Source organism: Acidovorax sp. GW460-11-11-14-LB4, assembly GCF_059423685.1.
This window is the reverse complement of record NZ_JBWKYJ010000009.1, coordinates 1-20781: the sequence shown is the minus strand read 5'-3', so window position 1 is coordinate 20781 and position 20781 is coordinate 1. Positions and strand designations below refer to the sequence as shown.

The window sequence follows — 20781 nt, the reverse complement described above, 5'->3', positions numbered from 1 at the left end:
CCCTGACATGTCCCCACCGCCCATGCCCTCCCCTTCCAGCACGGCCCGCTCGCACAGCCCCACCGACTGGCACGCCCAGGAGCTGCTGCTGATGCGCGAGGTGATGCGCCTCATCGGCCGCAGCCTGGCGCCTGGCTTGGTGCTGCGCGAGATGCTGCACTTGATGAGCGAGCTGCTGGGCCTGAACAGGGGGCGCATTGTGCTGGTGGACGACGCTCCCTCCCCCCCAGCCGGCGCGCCGCGCACCGCCTCCATCCAGCACGCCTACGGCCTCACCCAGGCCGAAGTGCAGCGCGGGCGGTACGCCTGGGGCGAGGGCATCACAGGCCGCGTGCTGGCCACGGGGCAGCCCGCCATCGTGCAGGACATCGATGCCGAGCCGCTGTTCCTGGCCCGCGCGGTGGCGCGCCACCAGCTGCCGCCCGAGACGGTGGCCTTCATCGCCCTGCCCATCGAGGTCAACAACGCGCCCATCGGCGTGCTGGCCTGTCACCGCATCCGCAGCCGCCAGCGCCACCTGAACGACGACCTGGCGGTGCTGCGCGTGCTGGCCACGCTGGTCGGGCAGCTGCTGCAGCTGGAAGCCCTGGTGGCCGAGCAGACGCGGCAGCTGCAGGCGCGCAACGCCGTGCTGGCCAATGCGCTCAACACCAAAAGCGCGCGCTACGGGCTCATTGGCAGCTCGCCACCGCTGCTGCAGGCCTTGAGCGAGCTGGAGCGTGTGTCACAAACCCAGGCCACCGTGCTGCTGCTGGGCCAGTCGGGCACGGGCAAGGAGCTATTCGCACGCGCCGTGCACCTGGCCAGCGGGCGGCGCGACCGGCCCTTCATCAAGGTCAACTGCTCGGCCATTCCGGACGCGCTGTTCGAATCCGAACTGTTTGGCTACGAAAAAGGCGCGTTCACCGGCGCCAGCACAGCCCGCGCGGGCTGGTTCGAGCAGGCCGACAGCGGCACCATCTTTCTCGACGAGATTGGCGAGCTGCCGCTGGCCCTGCAGTCCAAGCTGCTGCGCACGCTGCAGGAGGGCACGCTGGTGCGCCTGGGCGGGCAGCGCGAGGTCAAGGTCAACGTGCGCCTGGTGGCGGCCACCCACCGCGACCTGGAGGCCGATGTGGAGGCCGGGCGCTTTCGGCAGGACCTGTACTACCGCCTGCACGTGATTCCGATCCATCTGCCCTCGCTGGCCGAGCGGCGCGAGGACATCCGCGCGCTGGCGCTGCACTTTGTGAGCCGCGCGAACCAGGCGCACCAGCGCAACGTGAACCTGTCGCCCGACGCGCTGGCGCGGCTGGAAGAACACCCCTGGCCCGGCAACATCCGCGAGCTGGGCAATGTGATCGAACGCCTGGTGCTGCTGACCAATGACACGCTGGTGGCGCGGGCGGAGCTGGACCGGTTTCTGCCGGCTGCCTCTGCGCCCCTGCCTCCGCCGCCCGCACCATCGTCCCCAACAACCACCGGGGCAACAGCACAGCCGGCCGCCGCCCAGGCGCCGCTGGTGCGTGACTACGCACCCGCCCAGTCGCACAGCGTGTTGGTGCTGCAGACAGCACTGGCCGAGCACCACGGCAACCAGTCGCGCGCCGCGCAGAGCCTGGGGCTGACGTTGCGGCAGTTCAGCTACCGGCTGCGCAAGGCGGGTCTGAAGTGACGACGGACACTGTGTCGACAATTTGTAGACACAGTGTCTGGCGCGGTCTGCTTCACCCTGGCTGCCGACACATGGCCACGTCCGGTTTACTATCAAATCAATAGCTGCCAGCGCATATTTCACTAGCGCTTCCAGCCATTTTTATTCAAATTTACCCATCTCCACCCGCTCTGGCACACCTGTTGCGATAAGGAAGGCAGGCATCCCGCCCACCACCGCACCGAAAGGTTTTCCATGAGCACCGTGACCGCCACCGCCTCCGACGCCGTCCTCATCTCACCCACCCAGCTGTTGGCCCTGCAAGCCGCAGAACCTGTGGTGCTGATCGATACCCGCGACGCCGACACCTATGCCCTGGGGCACATCCCCGGCGCGGTGAACCTGCGCGAGACATTCACGTATCTCGCCACCTCTACACCCCAAGGCCTGCAGGAGCTGAAAGACACCTTTGCCGCGCACCTGGGCGCCATCGGCCTGTCGGGCGCCGAGACGGCCGTGTTCTACGAAGACGCGCTCAACAGCGGCTACGGCCAGTCGTGCCGGGGCTACTACCTGCTGACCTGGCTGGGCTACCCCAAGGTCAAGGTATTGAACGGCGGCTACTCGGCCTGGAAGGCGGCAGAGCTGCCCGTCTCCACCGAGGCCGTGGTGCCCACGCCCGCCATCTTCCCCACCCAGCTGGCCACCACCGATGTGATGCTGACCAAGGAGGATGTGATCGAGGCCCTGGGCACCGACACCGTGCTGCTGGACGTGCGCGATGTGGACGAGTGGATTGGCGACAGCTCCAGCCCTTATGGCAAGGACTTTGCGCCGCGCAAAGGCCGCCTGCCGGGCGCCAAGTGGCTGGAGTGGTACCGCTTCATGAAGCCCTCGCCCCAGGGTCCGGTGTTCAAGTCGCCCGACGAAGTGCGCGCCGAATGCGCCACGGCGGGCATCAGCCCGGCGGACACGGTGTACCTGTATTGCTTCAAGGGCGCACGCGCGTCCAACACCTTCCTGGCGCTCAAGCAGGCGGGCTTTGCCGATGTGCGCATGTACTTCGGCTCGTGGAACGAATGGTCGCGCGACGACAAGCTGCCGATCGAAAGCGGGCTGCCGCTGGTCAAGTTCCCCAAAAAGCCTGCGCTGGCACTGGCGGCCTGAGCACCGTGCGTTGTTGCAGCGGGCATGGCCCGCTGCGAACCCTGTCCTTCTTTTTTGCATTCCCTTCTCTTTCTCCAAGGAACACCATGTCCACCGATCTGCTGGAACCCTCTGCCCCCGTCACCACCGTGCACACACACCTGCGCCCCATCGACCGCGACGGGCTGATGGCCTTTGCCGACAAGGGCCGCAACAACCCTGCCAGCCGGGGTACCAACAAGGTCCATACGGTGATGGAGGGGCAGTACCGCTCGCTGAGCTATGTGGGCAACCATGCGCCGGTGGTGGTGGACGAGCCCCTGCACCTGTTCGGTCAGGACACGGCGCCTGCGCCCGGCGAGATCGTGCTGTCGGGCCTGGGCGGCTGCCTGGCCGTGGGCATCACGGCCGTGGCCACCTGGAAGCAGGTCAAGCTCAGCAAGATCGAGGTGTTCATGGAAGGCGACATCGGCAACCCCGCCGCCTGGGGTGCGGGTGGTGCATTGCAGAAGACGCCGCCGGAGATGGGCTTCCAGGCGATCCGCGTGAAGGTGCTGGTGGAAGGCGATGCACCGCGCGAGGTGCTGGACGAGATCGTGCAGCACGCCAACTTCTACTCGCCCGTGGCCAACAGCATGCGCAACCCCATTCCGTTCGAGATCAGCCTCGCGGACTGAGGGCGACACACAAAACTCTTCTGGCGTCGTTGCCGCGTCTTGTCGTACTACTCGTACTGCCTGCGACGCAGCGCCTAGCCAGAACCGCTTCGCTGAGTTTTGTGTGCCGCCCCTACCTGACCAACCGTTCCCCGCGCACCCAAGGAGCCCCATGAACCCCGCCGACCTCCCTCCCCAAATCCACCTGGACGGCGCCCTGCGGGGCGATGCGCTGCTGGCCGCCGTGCGCCAGATTGCCCAAGGCCCGCTGGCCGCGCAGGTGGAGGCGATTGACCGCACCGGCTACTACCCCTGCGCCGAGCTGCAGCAGCTGGCCGCCGTGGGCGCGATGAGCGCGCACCTGGACAGCACGGCCGGCCCGGCCGACTACGGCCTGGCCATCCGCGCCATGGCCGAGGCCTCGCGCGTGTGCGGCGCCACGGGCTTCATGATGTGGTGCCAGGCGGTGTGTGGGCTGTACCTGCAGCAGTCGGGCAACCCCGCGCTGATGGGCGATGTGCTGCAGCGCCACGCCAGCGGCGCAGGCATGGGCGGCACGGCGCTGTCCAACCCCATGAAGAGCTATGCGCAGATCGAAAGCCTGCTGCTCAAGGCCACGCCAGTGGAGGGAGGCTACCTCATCAACGGCACCCTGCCCTGGGTGAGCAACCTGGGGCCCGACCACTACTGCGGCGCGATTGCGGCGGTGGTGGAGGCCGACGGTGCGGCCAGCCAGCGCGAGGTGATGTTCCTGCTGCGGTGCGACGCACCGGGCGTGGAGATGCGCGAATGCCCCAGCTTCTCCGCCATGGAGGGCACGGGCACCTATGCGCTGCGGCTCAAGGACCATTTCATCGGCACGGCCGACACCATGGCCGACCCCACCCGGCCTTTCATCGCCCGCATCCGCGCTGCGTTCGTGATGCTGCAATGTGGCATGGCGGTGGGCATCACCCAGGGCGCCATCGACTCGATGTGGGCGGTGGAGGCCCAACTGGGCCACGTCAACCAGTTCCTGGAAGACCGGCCCGACGCGCTGCAGGCCGAGTTGGATGCACTGACTGCACGCGTCATGCAACTGGCCCAGACTCCGTTCGACACAAGCACCGATTTCTTCATCGACGTGCTGGACGCCCGTGCCCACGGCGCGGAGCTGTGCCTGCGCGCCGCCCAGTCCGCCCTGATGCACCAGGGTGCGCGCGGCTACCTGATGAGCTCGGACGTGCAGCGGCGCGTGCGCGAGTCGCACTTTGTGGCCATCGTCACGCCCGCCATCAAGCACCTGCGCAAGGAGATCGCCCGGCTCAGCACCGAGGAGATGCCTGCATGACGCCCGCCCTCCCCACCGCAACCACGCCGTCGGTTGCCTCCGAGTTCGTGTTGAGCGCGGCATCGCAGGCGCTGTGCGATGCGTTTGCCGACGCGGCCACCCAGGCGCCCTGGCAAAGCTACATCTGCAACGCCTGCGGCTACGTCTACCACGAGGCCGACGGCGACCCCGATGGCGGCCTGCCGCCCGGCACGCGGCTGGCGGACATACCCGACGACTGGGCCTGCCCGCTGTGTGGAGTGACCAAGGCCGATTTTTCGCCGTACGATGCCCCCACGCTGGAGGCGCTGCGGGCGCAGGCCAGCGCAGCGCCAGCAGCCTCCCTGCGCGTGCGTGGAGAGCCGGGCGTGCTCATCGTCGGCGCGGGCCGTGCAGGCTGGCAAATGGCTGAAACCCTGCGCCAACACAGCGCCACGCTGCCCATCACCCTGGTGACGGCCTGCGCGGGCGACCGGTACGACAAGCCTTTGCTGTCGGTGGCCATGGCGCGCCAGCTGGACCCGCTGGCCCTGGTGTCCGAAACCGGTCGCGATGCGGCGCACCGCCTGGGCGTCACCCTGCTGGCCCACACCCATGCCGTGCGCATCTGCGCCGACACCCGCCAATTGCGCACCACGCGGGGCGTGCTGCGCTACGGCCACCTGGTGCTGGCCCACGGTGCGCAGGCCGCCTTGCCTCCGGGCTTGCCCGCCAGTCTGTGCTGGCGCATCAACCACCTGGACGCCTACCAGCGCCTGCGCCAGCACCTGGGCGACCAGCCCAAGGACGTGCTCATCATCGGCGCGGGCCTGGTCGGCAGTGAGCTGGCCAACGACCTGGCACTGGGCGGCCACCACATCACGCTGCTGGACACGGCCACCGAACCACTGGCGCGCTGGCACGACCAGCAGGCGGGCCCGCAGCTGCTGGACGCCTGGAAAGACCTGTCCATCCGCTTTGAAGGCGGTCTGCAGGTGGAGCAGGTGGAACGCGTGGGCTCGCGCTACCGCGTCTCCACCACCAGCGGGCGGCGTTTTGCGGCGGACGAAGTGGTGGTGGCTGCAGGCCTGCTGCCCCCCCACCGCCTGGCGCAGAGTGCAGGGCTTGATTGGACCCATGGCGTTGCGGTGGACGCAGGCACGCTGCAAACCAGCGTATCCCGCATCCATGCACTGGGCGATTGCATCAGCATCGACGGGCAGTGCAGCCGCTACATCGAACCGATTGCCCGGCAGGCGCACACGCTGGCGGCCGCCATCCTGGGCCAACCGGTGACCCCCTATGAGCACCGGGCGGCCGTGGTGCGGGTCAAGACCACCACCAGGCCACTGACCCTGCATTGAGACAGCCTCGGGCCCGGGCGGCAATCTTGCCCGGGCTGGCACCGGCAAAAAATTTTTGGCATCCACTGCATCCAAACGGCGTTTTCGTGGGTAGTACCTACAGCAGCGCATCTTGTTGCTGCTGTCCTATCAACCCACAGACCAGAGAGAAACGCCATGACCATCCACACGTCCCCCATCTCCCGCCTGCTCCCCCTGACGGGCGCCATTGCCGCCGCCGTGCTGCTGAGCGCCTGCGGTTCGATGATGTCGTCGTCCTCCAAATCCATGTATTCGCAGGACAGCCTGCCCGACAGCATCAAGGTGCCGGCTGGCAACAAGGTGGCGATGGAAACCGTGGGCGTGGGCGAGATCACCTACGAATGCCGCGACAAGGCCAACATGCCCGGCCAGACCGAATGGGTGTTCGTGGGCCCCAAGGCCGTGCTGAATGACCGCAGCGGCAAACAAGTGGGCACCTACTACGGCCCACCGGCCACCTGGGAGTCGAGCGATGGGTCCAAGCTGACAGCCACCCAGCTGGCCGTGGCACCCTCGGGCACGGGCAACCTGCCCTACCAGCTCGTCAAGGCCAACCCCGCCATGGGTTCGGGTGCCATGACCGGCGTGACATTCATCCAGCGCGTGGCCCTCAAGGGCGGCGTGGCACCCGCTGCTGCCTGCACCACCGCCAACAAGGGCGAGCGCCAGATCGTGAAGTACCAGGCCGACTACATCTTCTGGAAGGCCGCGTAAACCACGCACACGCAATCCCCAGCCCAGCGGGGGCTACCGCCAGGCGGTGGCGGGTTTGCGGCTACGATGCGCCCACCCTTTAGCCAAGGCCCCGCTGCCTGCACACCGTGCCCGACACCCCTGGCGATTTTGACTACGAAGCCGCTCTGGCCGCCTGCGCAGCCGGCGACCGGCAGGCCATGCACCGCCTATATGAACAGGAGGGCGCACGGCTGCTGGGCGTGGCGCTGCGCATCGTGCGCCAGCGCGCGCTGGCCGAGGACATCGTGCACGATGCGTGCGTGAACATCTGGACGCGCGCCACCAGCTACGACGCGAGCCGGGGCAGCGCACGCGGCTGGATCTACAGCGTGGTGCGCAACCTGGCCCTGAACGCCGTGCGCGACGCGGGCCGCCACGTTGATGTGGACGACACCACCACCCAAGCCCTGGAGGCCGACATGTCTGTGCAGGCCCACCACGAGGTCGAGGAAACCTTTGCGCTGAACGCCAGCCTGGGCCGCCTGCAGCATTGCCTGGAGGCCCTGGACCCCGCGCGCCGCAACTGCGTGTTGCACGCCTATGTGGACGGCTGCTCGCACGGCGAAATTGCCGAGCGCCTCGGCGCGCCGCTGGGCACCGTCAAGGCGTGGATCCGGCGCAGCCTGGTTTCGCTGCGGGAGTGCATGGCATGACCGACGTGCGCAACACACCGTCCACCCCCTCGCCGGAAGACCTGCATGTTCTGGCCGGTGAGTACGTGCTGGGCACCCTGCCCGCCGCCGAACGCCAGGGCGTGCAGCAACGCCTGCCAGGTGACAAGGCATTGCAACAGGCGGTGGCCGAATGGGAAGCCCGCCTGCTGCCGCTGACCCAGCTGGCGGAGCCCATCGCGCCGCCCGCTGCCTTGTGGGCGCGCATCGACCAGTCGCTGCAGGCCACCAGCGCACAGCCGGCTGCGACGTCCGTTACCTCCCAACCCCGCGCAAAAACCGAGCGCAAGCCATCCGTGCGCTGGTGGGACCACCTGGGCCTGTGGCGGGCCCTCGCCGGCTCGGGCTTTGCCATGGCAGCGGTGCTCGCGGCAGTGCTCGTCACACGCACCGCCCCAGTGGCCGCGCCGCCACAGTTCATGGTGGTGCTGGTCGCGCCGCAGGACAAGGCCCCGGGCTGGGTGGTGCAAGCCAGCTCGCCCCGGCAGATCAGCCTGATTCCACTGGGTGTGGCCGAAGTACCGGCCGACAAGGCCCTGGAGTTCTGGACCAAGGCCGACGGCTGGAGCGGCCCCGTATCGCTGGGCCTGGTGCAGCCCGGTCAGCCCCTGCAGATCCCGCTGAACAAGCTGCCGCCGCTGCAGCCCAACCAGTTGTTCGAGCTGACGCTGGAACCGCCCACGGGCTCGCCGATTGGCAAGCCCACGGGGCCTATCCAGTTCATTGGCCGCGCCGTCAAGGTGCTCTGACCGTCTTGGTTACCCCACTCGGTGCAATGCCTAGACCCACGCCGGCATAACGAGCACGGCCTATACCTGCGACCGCCGCGCAAGGGCCGCCAAGCCGTACAGGCGGCGCTTCGCTGGCGGGCGCTGGTGGTGTCCCCCTTCCCGAATTGCGCAGCAATTCGAGAGAAAGGGGGAAGGCGCGAAGCGACTCAGGGGGTTAGTACTGTTTATACGGCAGGAACTTGCCGGACAGGACCACATTCACGCGGTCGCCATTGGGATTGGCTTCGCGCTGGATGTCCATGCTGAAGTCGATGGCGCTCATGATGCCGTCGCCAAACTCCTCGTGGATCAGCTCCTTGATGGTGGTGCCGTACACACTCACCACCTCGTACCAGCGGTAGATCAGCGGATCGGTGGGCACGGGCGTGGGCAGCGAACCCTTGTAGGGCACCACCTGCAGCCACTTTTGCTCTTCGGCCGTGAGGCCGAAGATCTTGCCGACGATCTTGGCCTGCTCGGGCGTAGCCGTCATCTGGCCCAGGCACAGGGCCGTGGTCCATTCCTTGGACTGGCCGACCTTCTTGGCAATGGCCTCCCATTGCAGGCCCTTGGCGACCTTGGTGCTGATGATCTTTTCGGTAACGTCGTTGCGGTTCATGGTGATGGCTCCTTCGGTTGGATGGGTTTTGGAACAGGGAACAGGAACTTCAGGGTGCAGCACTCCCTGCCACCCCCAAGGGGCAACACGACAGTGCTGGGTTATTCAGGAAATCAGTGGGCTTTGGCGCGCGTCACCAAAAAGTCCACGATGTGGTTGCGCAGCGCGTAGTAGCCGTCCAGGTGGTGCAGGCTGGTGCGCGTACGTTCGCGTGGCAGCGGGTTCACCACCACCTCGGCGATGCCACCCGGGCGGTAGCCCTCGGGCGTCTCGTTGCCGTTGCTCATGAGCAGGATGCGGTCGGCCAGCAAGATGGCTTCGTCCACATCGTGCGTGATCATGAAGACCGTCTGCTGCGTCTGGCGCACGATGGCCATCAGCTCGTCCTGGATGGTGCCGCGCGTGAGCGCATCGAGTGCGCCAAAGGGTTCATCCAGCAGCAACATCTTGGGCTGGATGGAGAACGCGCGCGCAATGCCCACGCGCTGCTTCATGCCGCCTGAGAGTTGCGACGGCTTCTTGTCGATGGCAGGGCTCAGGCCCACCAGCGCCACGAACTTCTCCACATGCGCATCCACCTGGCCCTTCTTCCAGTCGGGCCAGCGCGACTTCACGGCAAACGCGATGTTCTGGCGCACCGTGAGCCAGGGCATGAGCGCGTGGCTCTGGAACACCACGCCCCGATCCAGACTGGGGCCGGCCACTTCGCGCCCGTCCATGATGACGGTGCCCGAGGTGGCGGTGTCCAGCCCCGCCAGCACGTTCAGGATGGTGGTCTTGCCGCAGCCCGAGTGGCCGATGATGCAGACGAATTCGCCCTTGTCGAGCGTGAACGACACATCGGCAAACACGGGCTTGGCGGGCACAAAAGCCTTGCTCAGCCGGTCGATCTGGAGGAAGCCTTGGGTCACGGCAGAGGCCTTTCGGTACGGTGTGTCAGTGGCGTCAGTGGAAAGAGGGGCTGAAACAGCCGGGCGCTGGGCGACATCACTCCACATAGGTCACCACCTTCTGCAGCTGGCCGAAGGCCAGGTCGAGCAACATGCCCACCACGCCAATCACCAGGATGGCAAAGATCACGTTGGTGAGCGACAGGTTGTTCCACTCGTTCCACACAAAGTAGCCAATCCCCGTGCCGCCCACCAGCATCTCGGCCGCCACGATCACCAGCCAGGCGATGCCCATGCTGATGCGCATGCCCGTGAGGATGGTGGGCGCTGCGGCGGGCAAGATCACCAGGAAGGCCTTGCGCAGCGGGTTGACCTGCAGCGTGGCCGACACGTTGAGCCACTCGCGCTTGACCGATGCCACGCCAAACGCCGTGTTCACCAGCATGGGCCACACCGAGCAGATGAAGATCACGAAGATGCCCGAGATCGATGAGTCCTTGATGGTGTAGAGAGCGAGCGGCATCCACGCCAGCGGGCTGATGGGCTTGAGCACCTGAATGAACGGGTCGAACGCACGGCGCAGCAGCGGCGACATGCCGATGACGAAACCGAGCGGTATCGCCACCAAGCAGGCCAGGCCGAACCCTAGCGCGACCCGGCCCAGCGAATGCGCGAGCTGGATGGCGATGCCCTTGTCGTTGGGGCCGTTGTCATAGAACGGGTTGGACACGTGCCCCCACACGGTACGGCCCATCTCTGCCAGTGAGGGGAAGCCGCTGCCCTTGGCGCTGGCGCCTGGGTCCTTGCCCATCATCTTGGCGTACTCGATCTGCTCGGCGGTCATGCCGGCCGTGCTGTTGCCCGCGCCCGAAGAAGCGGTGGCGATGTACCAGATCCCCAGCAGGGCCAGGAAGATGAGCACGGACAACAGGCCCGCGCGCAGGTTGAGGTTCTTGGCGGGAGTCATGTCATGCCGCCTTGCGGATGGGGAAGCTCTTGGCGTACTCGGCCGCCTTCGCCGCATCGAACTCGCGCCCCATGATCTTGAACTTGGGGTACGCGCCCTCTGGCACCTTCTGGTCCAGCGCCTTCATCTGCTTTTTCGCATCGGTGATGAGGAACACCTTTTCGGCGATCTGCTTGTAGTCCACATCGCCCTTGATGTAGCCCCAGCGCTGCATCTGCGTGAGCATCCACACGGCCATGCTCTGCCAGGGCATGGGGTCGAAGTCCGCGCGGTCCGGCACGTTCTGGATCTTGCCCAGGCCGTCGGCAAACTTGCCGGTGAGCACCTGGTTGAGCACGGCCTCGGGCTGGTTCAGGTAGGCCTGGGGCGCAATCACCTTGGCGATGAGCTCCCGGTTGGCTGGGTCGCGCGCCATCGCGGCCGAGGTGAGCACCGCGCGGTACAGCGCGGCAAAGGTGTTGGGGTTCTTCTGGATGAACTCGGTGCTGGTGCCGAAGGCGCAGCAGGGGTGGCCGTTCCACAGGTCCTTGGTGAGCAGGTGGATGAAGCCGACTTCCTCGAACACGGCGCGCTGGTTGAAAGGATCGGGGCCGAGGAAGCCGTCGATATTGCCCGCACGCAGATTGGCCACCATCTCGGCGGGTGGCACCACGCGCAGCTGCACGTCGGTGTCGGGGTTCAAGCCCGCCTCGGCCAGGTAGTAGCGCAGCAGGAAGTTGTGCATGCTGTACTCGAAGGGGATGGCGAACTTGAAGCCCTTCCAGTTCTTGGGATCGCGGTTGTCCTTGTGCTTGAGGCTGAGCGTGATGGCCTGGCCGTTCACGTTCTGGATGGTGGCCACGTTCATCGGCGTGGCGTTGGAGCCCAGGCCCATGGAGATCGCCAGCGGCATGGGGCTCAGGAAGTGCGTTGCGTCGTACTCCTTGTTGATCATCTTGTCGCGGATCAGTGCCCAGCCGGCCGTCTTGGTGACTTCGACGCTCAGGCCCTGCTTGCTGTAGAAGCCCAGCGGGTGGGCCATGATCAGCGGGGTGGCGCAGGTGATCGGGATGAAGCCGATCTTGAGGTTGGTCTTCTCCAGTGCGCCCTGTTTCTCTTGCGCCATGGCCTGCAGGCTGGCCACGGGCAACACGCTGGCGATGGCCGCCATGGCCGTTCCCTTACCCACCGCCTTGATGAAGCGGCGGCGCACTGCGTCTTGCGGAAACAGCGCCTTGACCAGCGTGGCTTCGATGAACTCGTTGCTGTAGAGCTCGAACTCACGGGTCTCGCTGCGCTGGCGCAGGGTGGCTGCGGCGGCATCGGCCGACACCTCGGTGTGGTGGTCGGCCACCGTGTGATCGCGGCCACAGCTGCATTTCAGCATCAACGGGCGGTCGGCATCGTAGGGCGAGAAGAATTCGGACATGGCACACCTCGAAGAAGTTGGTGCCAGGCGTTACGCAAAGCGCGGGCCAGTTTTTGCCGGTGTCGGCCCGCTGTCATGAATTCGTGGGTGTGGTGTCTACAGCGTGTAGGGCCAGCACTACAAATCGGTCGTGCAACGCACCGAATTCACTCTGCCGGTGCGCCACGTGCCAGCAGCGCAAGCTCCACATCGTTGCGCGCGCCGGTCTTTTCGAGGATGCGGGCGCGGTAGGTGCTCACCGTGTTGGGCGCGAGCTTAAGCTGCGCACCAATTTCGCTCACGCTCTGCCCGGCAGTGAGCAGGCGGAACACTTGGTGCTCCCGATAGGAGAGCGCGTCCACCCCGGCGGGCGTGCCCTGCTGGGCGGTGCGCACCACCCCGGTGCGTTCTAGTGCACCTGCCAGGGCTTGCGCGGTCGCTTCCGTCAGGTAGCGCCCGCCAGCGGCCACCTTGCGCACGGCGGCCACCATGTCGTCGGGATCGGCGCTTTTGTGCAGGTAGCCCGCCGCGCCCATCTGGATGCAGCGCACCGCGTATTGCCGCTCGGGGTAGGTGCTGAGCATCAGCACCGGCAATGCAGGCCAGGCCTTGCGCAGCGCCTGCAGCACTTCGAGGCCGTCCATGCACGGCATGGCGATGTCCAGCAGCACCAGGTCCAGCCCCGGTGTTCCCGTGGGCCCTTGCAAAGCGGCGACCAGCTCCACCACCTCGTTGCCCTGGGTGGCCTCGGCGACCACAGTGATCTCGGGCACGCCATTGGCCGGGTCGCCCAGCACCTGCTTGAGCCCCTCCCGCACGATGCGGTGGTCATCCCCGATCAATACGCGAACCACGGAATTCATGACAGCTCCAGAGGAATCAGCAATTGCAGGCACGAGCCCTGCCCCGGCTCGCTGGTGATGCTCAACCGGCCCCCAAGCTGCCGTGCCCGCTCGCGCATGCCCATCACGCCATAGGCGGTGGGGGCCTCTAGGGCCTGGCGAGTGGCGCCCACGCCGTTGTCGCGCACGCGCAGTTGCAGCATCTCGTCCTGCACGTCGATGGCAATGTCGATGGCGCTGGCCTGCGCGTGGCGGCCCACATTGCTCAGCATCTCCTGAAAGATGCGGAACACCGCGATGGCTGCAGGCTCGGGCAGGTGCAGGGTGGCAGGCACGTCCATCTGCCACGCCAACTCCAGCTCGGCCGACTGCACGAATTCCTGCGCCTGCCACTCCAGCGCCGCCCACAGGCCCTGGTGGTCCAGGATGCTGGGGCGCAGGTCGGTGATGATGCGGCCCACGTTGTCCACGGCGTTTTCGATCAGGCGGCTCATGTTCTGGCACTTGCAGCGCATCTGGGTGCGCATGTCGCCCGCGGCCTCGGGCGTGCGCTCGCCCTGCTCGCCCAGGCGCTTGTGCAGCCAGTTCACATCCATCTTCAGCGCCACCAGCAGGCTGCCCAGCTCGTCATGCACCTCACGGGCGATGCGGGTGCGCTCGTCCTCGCGCACCTGCTCCGAGTAGGCCGACAGCTCGCGCAGCTGCGCCAGCGCCTGCGACAGCTCTTGTGTGCGCGCGGCCACTCGGCGCTCCAACTCGTCATTGGCGCGGGCCAGCTCATCGTGCGCGCGCTGCAGCTCATCGGCGGCACGCTTGCGGCTGGTAATGTCCACAAAAGCGATCACGGCGCCCTGTACCTGGTCACCTTCCAGAATCGGGTGGCTCGAATACTCCACGGCAAACGCCGAGCCATCGCTGCGCCAGAACACCTCGGTGTCCACACGACAGGGCAGACCCTGGCGGAACGCATTGAAGATGGGGCAGTCGCCATCCGCATACGGGCTGCCGTCGGGGTGGCTGTGGTGGGTGAGCGCGTGCATGTTGCGCCCCATCACCTCATCGGCCGCAAAGCCCAGCATCTGCGCGCCCGCCCGGTTGATGAACACGCAGTTGCCCGCCAGATCAATGCCAAACACCCCCTCGCCCGTGGACTCCAGCAGCAGCCCCAGGCGGTTCTGCCAGAGGGCACTGGCACCGGCGGGCAGGTTCAGGACGTGGGTGGACATAGGGATACCCAAGCAATGGCCGTGCCCAGGTGGCGACGATGAACACATCGGGGACTGTGCGCCCGCCCGCCAACATCGCACAATAAGCGGATGCAAACCGCTCACCCGCCCTCTGTGGCCACTGTGGCCCCGCCCCCGCCGTCGGTATGGCGCCCGCCCAGCCTGTCCGTGCGCTGGTGGCCCGTGTTCATGCGCAACCTGCTGGTCTGGCGCAAGCTGGCCATCCCCAGCCTGGTGGGCAACATTGCCGAGCCGCTGATGTGGCTGGTGGCCTTTGGCTACGGCATGGGGGCCCTGGTGGGGCAGGTGAACGTGGGCGGCGCGGCGGGCGACACCAAGGTGCCCTACATCCTGTTCCTGGCCAGCGGCTCCATCTGCATGAGCGCCATGAACGCGGCCAGCTTTGAGGCGCTGTACTCGGCCTTCTCGCGCATGCATGTGCAAAAGACCTGGGACGGCATCATGAACGCGCCCGTGAGTCTGGACGATGTGGTGCTGGCCGAGATGCTCTGGGCGGCGTTCAAGGCGCTGTTCACCGTCACCGCCATCCTGGGCGTGATGCTGGCTTTAGGCATCAGCCACAGCCCCAAGCTGCTGGTGGCCTGGCCGGTGCTGCTGTTTGTCGGCATCATGTTCTCCAGCATCGCGCTCATCTTCAATGCCCTGGCCAAGGGGTATGACTTCTTCACTTACTACTTCACACTGGTGCTCACGCCCATGATGTTTCTCTCGGGTGTGTTCTTCCCGCGCGAGCAGTTGCCCCCCATCGTGCGCGCCATCTCCGACTGGCTGCCGCTGACCAACGCGGTCGAGCTGGTGCGCCCGCTGTTCATGGACCAGTGGCCTGCCCACCCGCTGCGCCATGGCCTGGTGCTGGTGGTGACCACCGTGGTGGCCTTCTGGGTGGCCCTGGCCCTGACCCGCAAGCGCTTCAAGGCATGACCGCACTGCTCGGCTCCAGCCATATCGCCATGGTGGCCAAAGGCGTGTCAGCCATCGTGGCGTCACGCGACGCGGCCCTGCGGCCGAGCATCATGCGGGCCGTGGGCAGCCACATCAGCGACGATGGGCAGGAGGTCACGGTGTACCTGCGGCGCAGCCAGTCTGAACAATTGCTGCAGGACATTGCGCACACTGGAGAGATTGCCGTGGTGTTCAGCGTGCCGTCCACCCACCAGACGCTGCAGCTCAAGGCCCGCCGGGCCACGCAGCGCCCGGCCCATGACGGTGACCTGCCGGTGTTGCAGGCCTACCTGCAGTCCATGGTGCAGGAGGTGGGCCGGGTCGGTTATGGGCCGCAGTATGTGGGCGCCATGCTGGCAGCACCGCTGCAGGATGTGGTCGCAGTGTCCTTCACCCCCACCAGCGCGTTCGACCAGACCCCAGGCCCGCGCGCGGGCGCGGAGTTGTGTGCGCCGCCCGCACCACCCACGCCGCCCGTACTACAGCCATGAGCTCCGCAGCGCCGTCCCTGCACAGCATCCGCCCCTGCCTGGAGGGGGCGATTCCCGCCATCATGGCGACCTGCGACCCTGACGGCACACCCAACGTGGCCTACATCTCGCAGGTGGTCTATGTGGATGCCGGGCATGTGGCGCTGTCGTTCCAGTTCTTCAACAAGACCCGCCAGAACATCCTGCGCAACCCGCGTGCGTCCGTGCTGGTGCTGGACCCGCTCACCGCCCATTTCTACCGCCTGCACCTGCTGTACGAACGCACCGAGGACAGTGGCCCGGTGTTCGAGAGCATGCGCGCGCAGCTGGCGGGCATTGCGTCGCATGCGGGCATGGCCGAGGTGTTTGAACTCAAGGGGGCCGACATCTACGCTGTGGAGCGCATCGGATCGGTGGCGGGCGAAGGCCTGCCGGCACCGGCGCCACGTTCTGGCTTGCTGCACACGCTGCGCCTGTGCAGCGAAAGCATCGCGCGATGCTCGGGGCTGGATGAATTGCTGCAAGGCGCGCTGCAGGGCCTGCAAGACAAGCTGGGCATCCAGCACGCCATGGTGCTGATGCTGGATGCCAGCGCCCAACAGCTCTACACGGTGGCCAGCTGCGGCTATGCCACATCGGGCGTGGGTTCAGAAATCCGGCTGGGCCAGGGAGTGATCGGCATGGCCGCGCGCGAGCGCACGCCGGTGCGCATCAGCCACATGACGCACGCGGCCCTGTACAGCCATGCCATCCGCGAAAGCATGGACGCACATGCCGCACCCGATGCGCCCCCGTTGCGCGGCCTGGACATCCCCTACCCCGGCCTGCCAGAGCCGCACAGCCAGGTGGCGGTGCCGCTGCTGTCGGCCGGGCGCCTGCTGGGTGTGCTGTTTGCCGAGAGCCCCGAGGACATGCGCTTTGGTTTCGAGGATGAAGACCTGCTGGTGGCCATTGCGGGCCAGCTGGCCGCCGCCATCGACCTGCTGCAGGCCGCGCCCGATGCGCCCGAGCCGCTGCCTACTCCGACAGCGGCACCGCCGGTGAGCGGCAGCGCGCTGCGGGTGCGCCACTTTGCGGCCAACGACAGCGTGTTCATCAACGACGACTATTTGATCAAGGGCGTGGCGGGCGCCATTGTCTGGAAGCTGCTGCGCGACCACCAGCACACCGGGCGCGTGGACTTCACCAACCGCGAACTGCGGCTGGACCCCGCACTGCGCCTGCCCGATGTGGCCGATAACCTGGAGGCCCGCCTGCTATTGCTGCAGCGCCGCCTGCAGGAGAACTGCCCGCACATCCACATCGAAAAAACGGGGCGCGGGCGCTTTCGGCTGTGCGTGCTGCGCCCTGTGGTGCTGGAAGACGCCTGAAGCCTTCACGCCACTGATTTCTCAAAGTCAGTGCACCAGACCCGGCACCACCGGCAGGCCCAGGCTGCGCATCAGCTTGGTCCACTCAGGCTGCGTGAGGTGCGGCTGCACCTGCGCCAGCACCGCTGCCAGCACAGGGGCAGGCGCATGCTGTTTCATATCCGACAGCATGGCCGTGCGCTCGGCGGGTGACATGTAGGGCACCATCCAGCGGGCCACCACCATCATTTCGTGCGGCGGGATCGAGGCCACCAGCGCATCGTGCACGCCCGCCAGTTCCGCGTCGGTGTAGCACTGCCAGAGCACGCGGTTGTGCGCAGTCTCTTCCTCGTGCATGTGCTCGAAGTTGTCCGCCACAAACAGCGCCAGCTGGCGGTACAGGGCCAGGGTGGCTGCAGCTCGTGCGGGCTTGGCACAGGCCATCAGGTGGTTCACGCCGTCTGCCAAAGCGACGATGGCCTGTTCGTGCTCCACATGTTCACCAGCAATGCTCTGGCTGGAGCCGGGCTGGCGCGCTTCCATGGCGGCGTGCACAAACTGGTTCTCGTGGTGCAGGTGCGCGCGGCACAGGTCCAGCAGCTGCATCACGCGGTCGCAGGTCTGGGCGAACTCCAGGTCATCGTCCACATCCATGCGGCCCAGGCCCAGCAGCGTGTCGGCCATAAAGGCCCGTAGGGCCTTGTGGATGCTGGCGTACATGTCCATGCGGGGGGCGGCGGGCTGGGCTTGGGTCAGTGCGGCAATTTCGCGGGAATCAATCTTCATCACGTTCTTTCATGGCCCCGGTGGGCTCTTTCAGCGCCTTTTTTTGGGCGCCGGGCCGGGTGCACCATGCACCCGTTTCCATGCAAAGAAGTCTAGAAATTCGCCGCGCTTTTGCCTGTTAAAAACTCCTTAAACAGACCCTTTGAAAACCTTAAAAATCGCGTTCCGGGCGCCAAACGTGAAATCGTTCACGGCGTGGCGCGCAGCAGGTCCACCGCTTTTTCAGCAATCATCACCGTGGGCGCATTGGTGTTGCCGCTCACGATGCGCGGCATGATGGACGCGTCCACCACACGCAGGCCCGCGAGGCCATGCACCCGCAGTTCGGCATCCACCACATCCAGCGGCCCAGGCCCCATGCGACAGGTGCCCACGGGGTGGTAGATGGTGTCGGCGTACTGGCGGATGAACTGCTCGATCTCGGCATCGCTGCGCGCACTGGCCGAGGCCGTCAGCTCCTTGGCGCCGAACTTCGCGAGCGCCGGTTGCATCAGGATCTCGCGCGTGCGCTTGAAGCCACGCACCATGCGCGCCCTGTCATCGGGATCGGCCAGGAAGTTCGGGTCCACCAAGGGCAAGGCCATGGGGTCGCGGCTGGCCAGCGTGACAGAGCCCCGGCTCTTGGGCTGCAGCAGGCACACATGGGCCGAGTAACCATGGCCGAACACGGTCTTGCGTCCGTGGTCCACCAGCTTGCCAATCACAAAGTGCAGCTGCAGATCGGGCGCGGGCTCGGACGGGTCGCTCTTGATGAAGCCCCCCGCTTCGGCAAAGTTGGTGGTCAGCATGCCCGTACGGTGCTTGCGCCACTCCAGGATGCCGCGCAGCGCCTGCGCCATGCCCGACAGTGACAGGCCGAACAGGTCCTTCAGCTCCGGGGCGTCCAGCACCTGCACCACGTCGGGGTGGTCGTGCAGATGCTGGCCCACGCCGGGCAGATCGTGCAGCACCGTGATGCCGTGTTGCTGCAAATGGGCGGCCGGCCCCACACCCGACAGCATGAGCAGCTGCGGCGAGAGCAGCGCGCCTGCACTCAGCAGCACTTCGCGTCCCGCGCGCACCTGCTGGAGCGTACCGCCCTGGCGGTATTCCACACCCACGGCGCGCGTGCCGTCGAACAGGATGCGCGTAGCGTGGGCACCGGTAATGACCTTCAGGTTGGGGCGCGCCAGGTGTGGCGTGAGGTAGCCCTTGGCCGCACTGTGGCGTTCGCCATTCTTGTACGTGACCTGGTACAGGCCCACGCCTTCCTGCGTGGCGCCATTGAAGTCGGTGTTGTGCGGGTGCCCAGCCTGCACACCCGCATGGGTGAAGTACTGGCTGAAGCGATTGGGCGCGCGCAGGTCCGCAACGTTGAAGGGCCCCCCTTGGCCGTGCCAGGCATCGGCGCCGCGCTCGTTGTTCTCTGCGCGGACAAAGTAGGGCTTCACATCCTCCCAGCCCCAGCCTGGGTTGCCTTGTGCGGCCCAGTGGTCGTAGTCGGCATGCTGGCCCCGGATGTAGACCATGGCGTTGATGGAGCTGGAGCCACCCAGCACCTTGCCGCGTGGCTGGTAGCCGCGCCGGTTATTCAGCGCGGCCTGCGGCGTGGTGTTGAAGCCCCAGCCGTTCAGCTCGAACTTGGCCATCACGGCCAGCCCAGCCGGGCAGTGGATGAGCACGCTCTTGTCGGCAGGCCCGGCCTCCAGCAGGCAGACGCGTACGGAGGGGTTCTCAGTCAGGCGGCCGGCCAGCACGGAGCCTGCCGAGCCGCCGCCGATCACGATGTAGTCAAACATGTTGTTGTGTCTCCTCCGCCATGCTGCGCAGCGGCTTGTTGGTTCAGGTTTGACGCACGATAACCGAACGGTCGTGCGATTCGCCTTACCATTCCGTCCATCCGTTTCACTTTGAAGAGGGCTCTCTATATGACGATTCAGACCGTAGGCATCATCGGCGCAGGCACCATGGGCAACGGCATTGCACAGGCCTGTGCGGTGTCGGGCATCAACGTGGTGATGGTTGATATCTCGGATGCTGCAGTGCAAAAAGGCTTGGCCACCGTGGCCGGCAGCCTGGACCGCCTGATCAAGAAGGAAAAAATCACCGAAGCCGACAAGGCTGCGGCCCTGGCGCGCATCCAAACCTCCACCAGCTACGACGACCTGAAGGCCGCGCAGCTTGTGATCGAGGCCGCCACCGAAAACTACGAACTCAAGCTCAAGATCCTGAAGCAAGTGGACGCACTGGTGGGCCCCGAGGTGCTGATCGCATCCAACACCTCGTCCATCTCCATCACCAAGCTGGCCGCCGCCACCAGCCGCGCCGACAAGTTCATCGGCATGCACTTCTTCAACCCCGTGCCCATGATGGCGCTGGTGGAGATCATCCGCGGCCTGCAGACCAGCGACGCCACGCACGACGCCGTGAAGGCGCTGGCCGAGGCCCTGGGCAAGAGCCCTATCACCGTGAAGAACGCGCCCGGTTTTGTGGTCAACCGCATCCTGGTGCCCATGATCAACGAGGCCTTCTTCGTGCTGGCGGAAGGCCTGGCCACACCCGAGGACATCGACGCGGGCATGAAACTGGGCTGCAACCAGCCCATCGGCCCGCTGGCGCTGGCGGACATGATCGGCCTGGATGTGTGCCTGGCCGTGATGGACGTGTACCTCACCGAGTTCGGCGACAGCAAGTACCGCCCCTGCCCGCTGCTCAAGGAAATGGTGGCGGCGGGCCGCCTGGGCCGCAAGACGGGCCAGGGCGTGTATTCCTATTAACCCCCTGAGGCGCTTCGCGCCTTCACCCTGAGGGGGACGCACCCGGCGCACGGAGTGAAGACGACATTCACATGTCGTGGCGGCCCTTGCGCGGGTGCACTGGTAAGGCACCGCGCCGGTTTGGAGGCCGCTTGCGTTAATCGGCTGCGCTGTCTCGATTGAGACGGCGCACAACGCTTGAAGCGTTTTCAATCATGGGCCAGGAGACCCGCGCCCATGACAAACATCCCCCCCACCACGCC

At 66.3% G+C, this 20781-nt stretch carries 20 protein-coding genes; 12 read left to right on the top strand and 8 right to left on the bottom strand.

Features of this window, described 5'->3' with window-relative positions:
* Positions 1-22: 22 nt before the first annotated feature.
* From AC07X4_RS05980 to AC07X4_RS05945, 8 genes are all read left to right on the top strand, one after another.
* On the top strand, positions 23-1654 hold the full coding sequence (locus AC07X4_RS05980) for a sigma-54 interaction domain-containing protein (RefSeq protein WP_494739530.1): 1632 nt from the start codon (positions 23-25) through the stop codon (positions 1652-1654).
* A gap of 234 nt (positions 1655-1888) precedes the next feature.
* A complete protein-coding gene (locus AC07X4_RS05975) occupies positions 1889-2800 on the top strand; it encodes a sulfurtransferase (RefSeq protein ID WP_056745584.1) in 912 nt (303 codons plus the stop codon).
* 86 nt (positions 2801-2886) lie between these two features.
* On the top strand, positions 2887-3456 hold the full coding sequence (locus AC07X4_RS05970) for an OsmC family protein (protein ID WP_008905298.1): 570 nt from the start codon (positions 2887-2889) through the stop codon (positions 3454-3456).
* Between the two features lie 151 nt (positions 3457-3607).
* Complete coding sequence (locus AC07X4_RS05965) at positions 3608-4765, top strand: acyl-CoA dehydrogenase family protein (RefSeq protein ID WP_494739529.1); 1158 nt, start codon at positions 3608-3610, stop codon at positions 4763-4765.
* Positions 4762-6087, top strand: coding sequence for an FAD-dependent oxidoreductase (locus AC07X4_RS05960; protein ID WP_494739528.1), 1326 nt, complete (start codon positions 4762-4764; stop codon positions 6085-6087). Before AC07X4_RS05965 ends, AC07X4_RS05960 begins: the two co-directional genes overlap by 4 nt.
* Positions 6088-6243: 156 nt before the next feature.
* A complete protein-coding gene (locus AC07X4_RS05955; protein ID WP_055396334.1) occupies positions 6244-6822 on the top strand; it encodes a DUF3455 domain-containing protein in 579 nt (192 codons plus the stop codon).
* Positions 6823-6929: 107 nt separating this feature from the next.
* On the top strand, positions 6930-7496 hold the full coding sequence (locus AC07X4_RS05950; protein WP_056059648.1) for a sigma-70 family RNA polymerase sigma factor: 567 nt from the start codon (positions 6930-6932) through the stop codon (positions 7494-7496).
* Positions 7493-8263, top strand: coding sequence for an anti-sigma factor (locus AC07X4_RS05945; RefSeq protein WP_494739527.1), 771 nt, complete (start codon positions 7493-7495; stop codon positions 8261-8263). Before AC07X4_RS05950 ends, AC07X4_RS05945 begins: the two co-directional genes overlap by 4 nt.
* A gap of 196 nt (positions 8264-8459) precedes the next feature.
* On the opposite strand, the gene cynS is transcribed toward AC07X4_RS05945, so the two are convergent.
* The 6 genes from cynS to AC07X4_RS05915 form a co-directional block, all read right to left on the bottom strand.
* Positions 8460-8903 carry a cyanase gene (gene cynS / locus AC07X4_RS05940; protein WP_008905293.1) on the bottom strand — a complete coding sequence of 148 codons (444 nt, stop codon included), beginning with the start codon at positions 8901-8903 and terminating at the stop codon, positions 8460-8462.
* Positions 8904-9016: 113 nt separating this feature from the next.
* Positions 9017-9901, bottom strand: coding sequence for an ABC transporter ATP-binding protein (locus AC07X4_RS05935; protein WP_494739526.1), 885 nt, complete (start codon positions 9899-9901; stop codon positions 9017-9019).
* Positions 9891-10760 carry a nitrate ABC transporter permease gene (gene ntrB, locus AC07X4_RS05930; RefSeq protein WP_099731375.1) on the bottom strand — a complete coding sequence of 290 codons (870 nt, stop codon included), beginning with the start codon at positions 10758-10760 and terminating at the stop codon, positions 9891-9893. Before ntrB ends, AC07X4_RS05935 begins: the two co-directional genes overlap by 11 nt.
* 1 nt (position 10761) lies before the next feature.
* Positions 10762-12168: a CmpA/NrtA family ABC transporter substrate-binding protein gene (locus AC07X4_RS05925; RefSeq protein WP_494739525.1), complete on the bottom strand. Its 1407-nt coding sequence runs from the start codon at positions 12166-12168 to the stop codon at positions 10762-10764.
* Between the two features lie 146 nt (positions 12169-12314).
* Entirely contained in the window at positions 12315-13010 is a 696-nt protein-coding gene (locus tag AC07X4_RS05920; RefSeq protein WP_494739524.1) for a response regulator, read from the bottom strand.
* Complete coding sequence (locus AC07X4_RS05915; protein ID WP_099731378.1) at positions 13007-14215, bottom strand: sensor histidine kinase; 1209 nt, start codon at positions 14213-14215, stop codon at positions 13007-13009. Before AC07X4_RS05915 ends, AC07X4_RS05920 begins: the two co-directional genes overlap by 4 nt.
* A 90-nt stretch (positions 14216-14305) precedes the next feature.
* Here AC07X4_RS05915 and AC07X4_RS05910 point away from each other — a divergent pair, with 90 nt between their 5' ends.
* Genes AC07X4_RS05910 through AC07X4_RS05900 form a run of 3 tightly spaced genes read left to right on the top strand, consistent with a single transcriptional unit; the run spans position 14306 to position 17018 of the window.
* Positions 14306-15157 carry an ABC transporter permease gene (locus AC07X4_RS05910; RefSeq protein ID WP_099731379.1) on the top strand — a complete coding sequence of 284 codons (852 nt, stop codon included), beginning with the start codon at positions 14306-14308 and terminating at the stop codon, positions 15155-15157.
* Positions 15154-15669 (top strand): hypothetical protein, encoded by a 516-nt coding sequence (locus tag AC07X4_RS05905; RefSeq protein ID WP_099731380.1) that lies wholly within the window; start codon positions 15154-15156, stop codon positions 15667-15669. The genes AC07X4_RS05910 and AC07X4_RS05905 overlap by 4 nt, the downstream gene beginning before the upstream one ends.
* Complete coding sequence (locus AC07X4_RS05900) at positions 15666-17018, top strand: GAF domain-containing protein (RefSeq protein ID WP_494739523.1); 1353 nt, start codon at positions 15666-15668, stop codon at positions 17016-17018. The genes AC07X4_RS05905 and AC07X4_RS05900 overlap by 4 nt, the downstream gene beginning before the upstream one ends.
* 27 nt (positions 17019-17045) lie before the next feature.
* Here AC07X4_RS05900 and AC07X4_RS05895 read toward each other — a convergent pair whose 3' ends face one another.
* Together AC07X4_RS05895 and AC07X4_RS05890 are read right to left on the bottom strand one after the other, a co-directional pair.
* Positions 17046-17783: a hemerythrin domain-containing protein gene (locus tag AC07X4_RS05895; protein WP_494739522.1), complete on the bottom strand. Its 738-nt coding sequence runs from the start codon at positions 17781-17783 to the stop codon at positions 17046-17048.
* A gap of 188 nt (positions 17784-17971) precedes the next feature.
* Complete coding sequence (locus tag AC07X4_RS05890; RefSeq protein WP_494739521.1) at positions 17972-19561, bottom strand: GMC family oxidoreductase; 1590 nt, start codon at positions 19559-19561, stop codon at positions 17972-17974.
* Between the two features lie 129 nt (positions 19562-19690).
* Here AC07X4_RS05890 and AC07X4_RS05885 point away from each other — a divergent pair, with 129 nt between their 5' ends.
* Positions 19691-20539 carry a 3-hydroxybutyryl-CoA dehydrogenase gene (locus AC07X4_RS05885; protein ID WP_056745609.1) on the top strand — a complete coding sequence of 283 codons (849 nt, stop codon included), beginning with the start codon at positions 19691-19693 and terminating at the stop codon, positions 20537-20539.
* Positions 20540-20781: the final 242 nt, after the last annotated feature.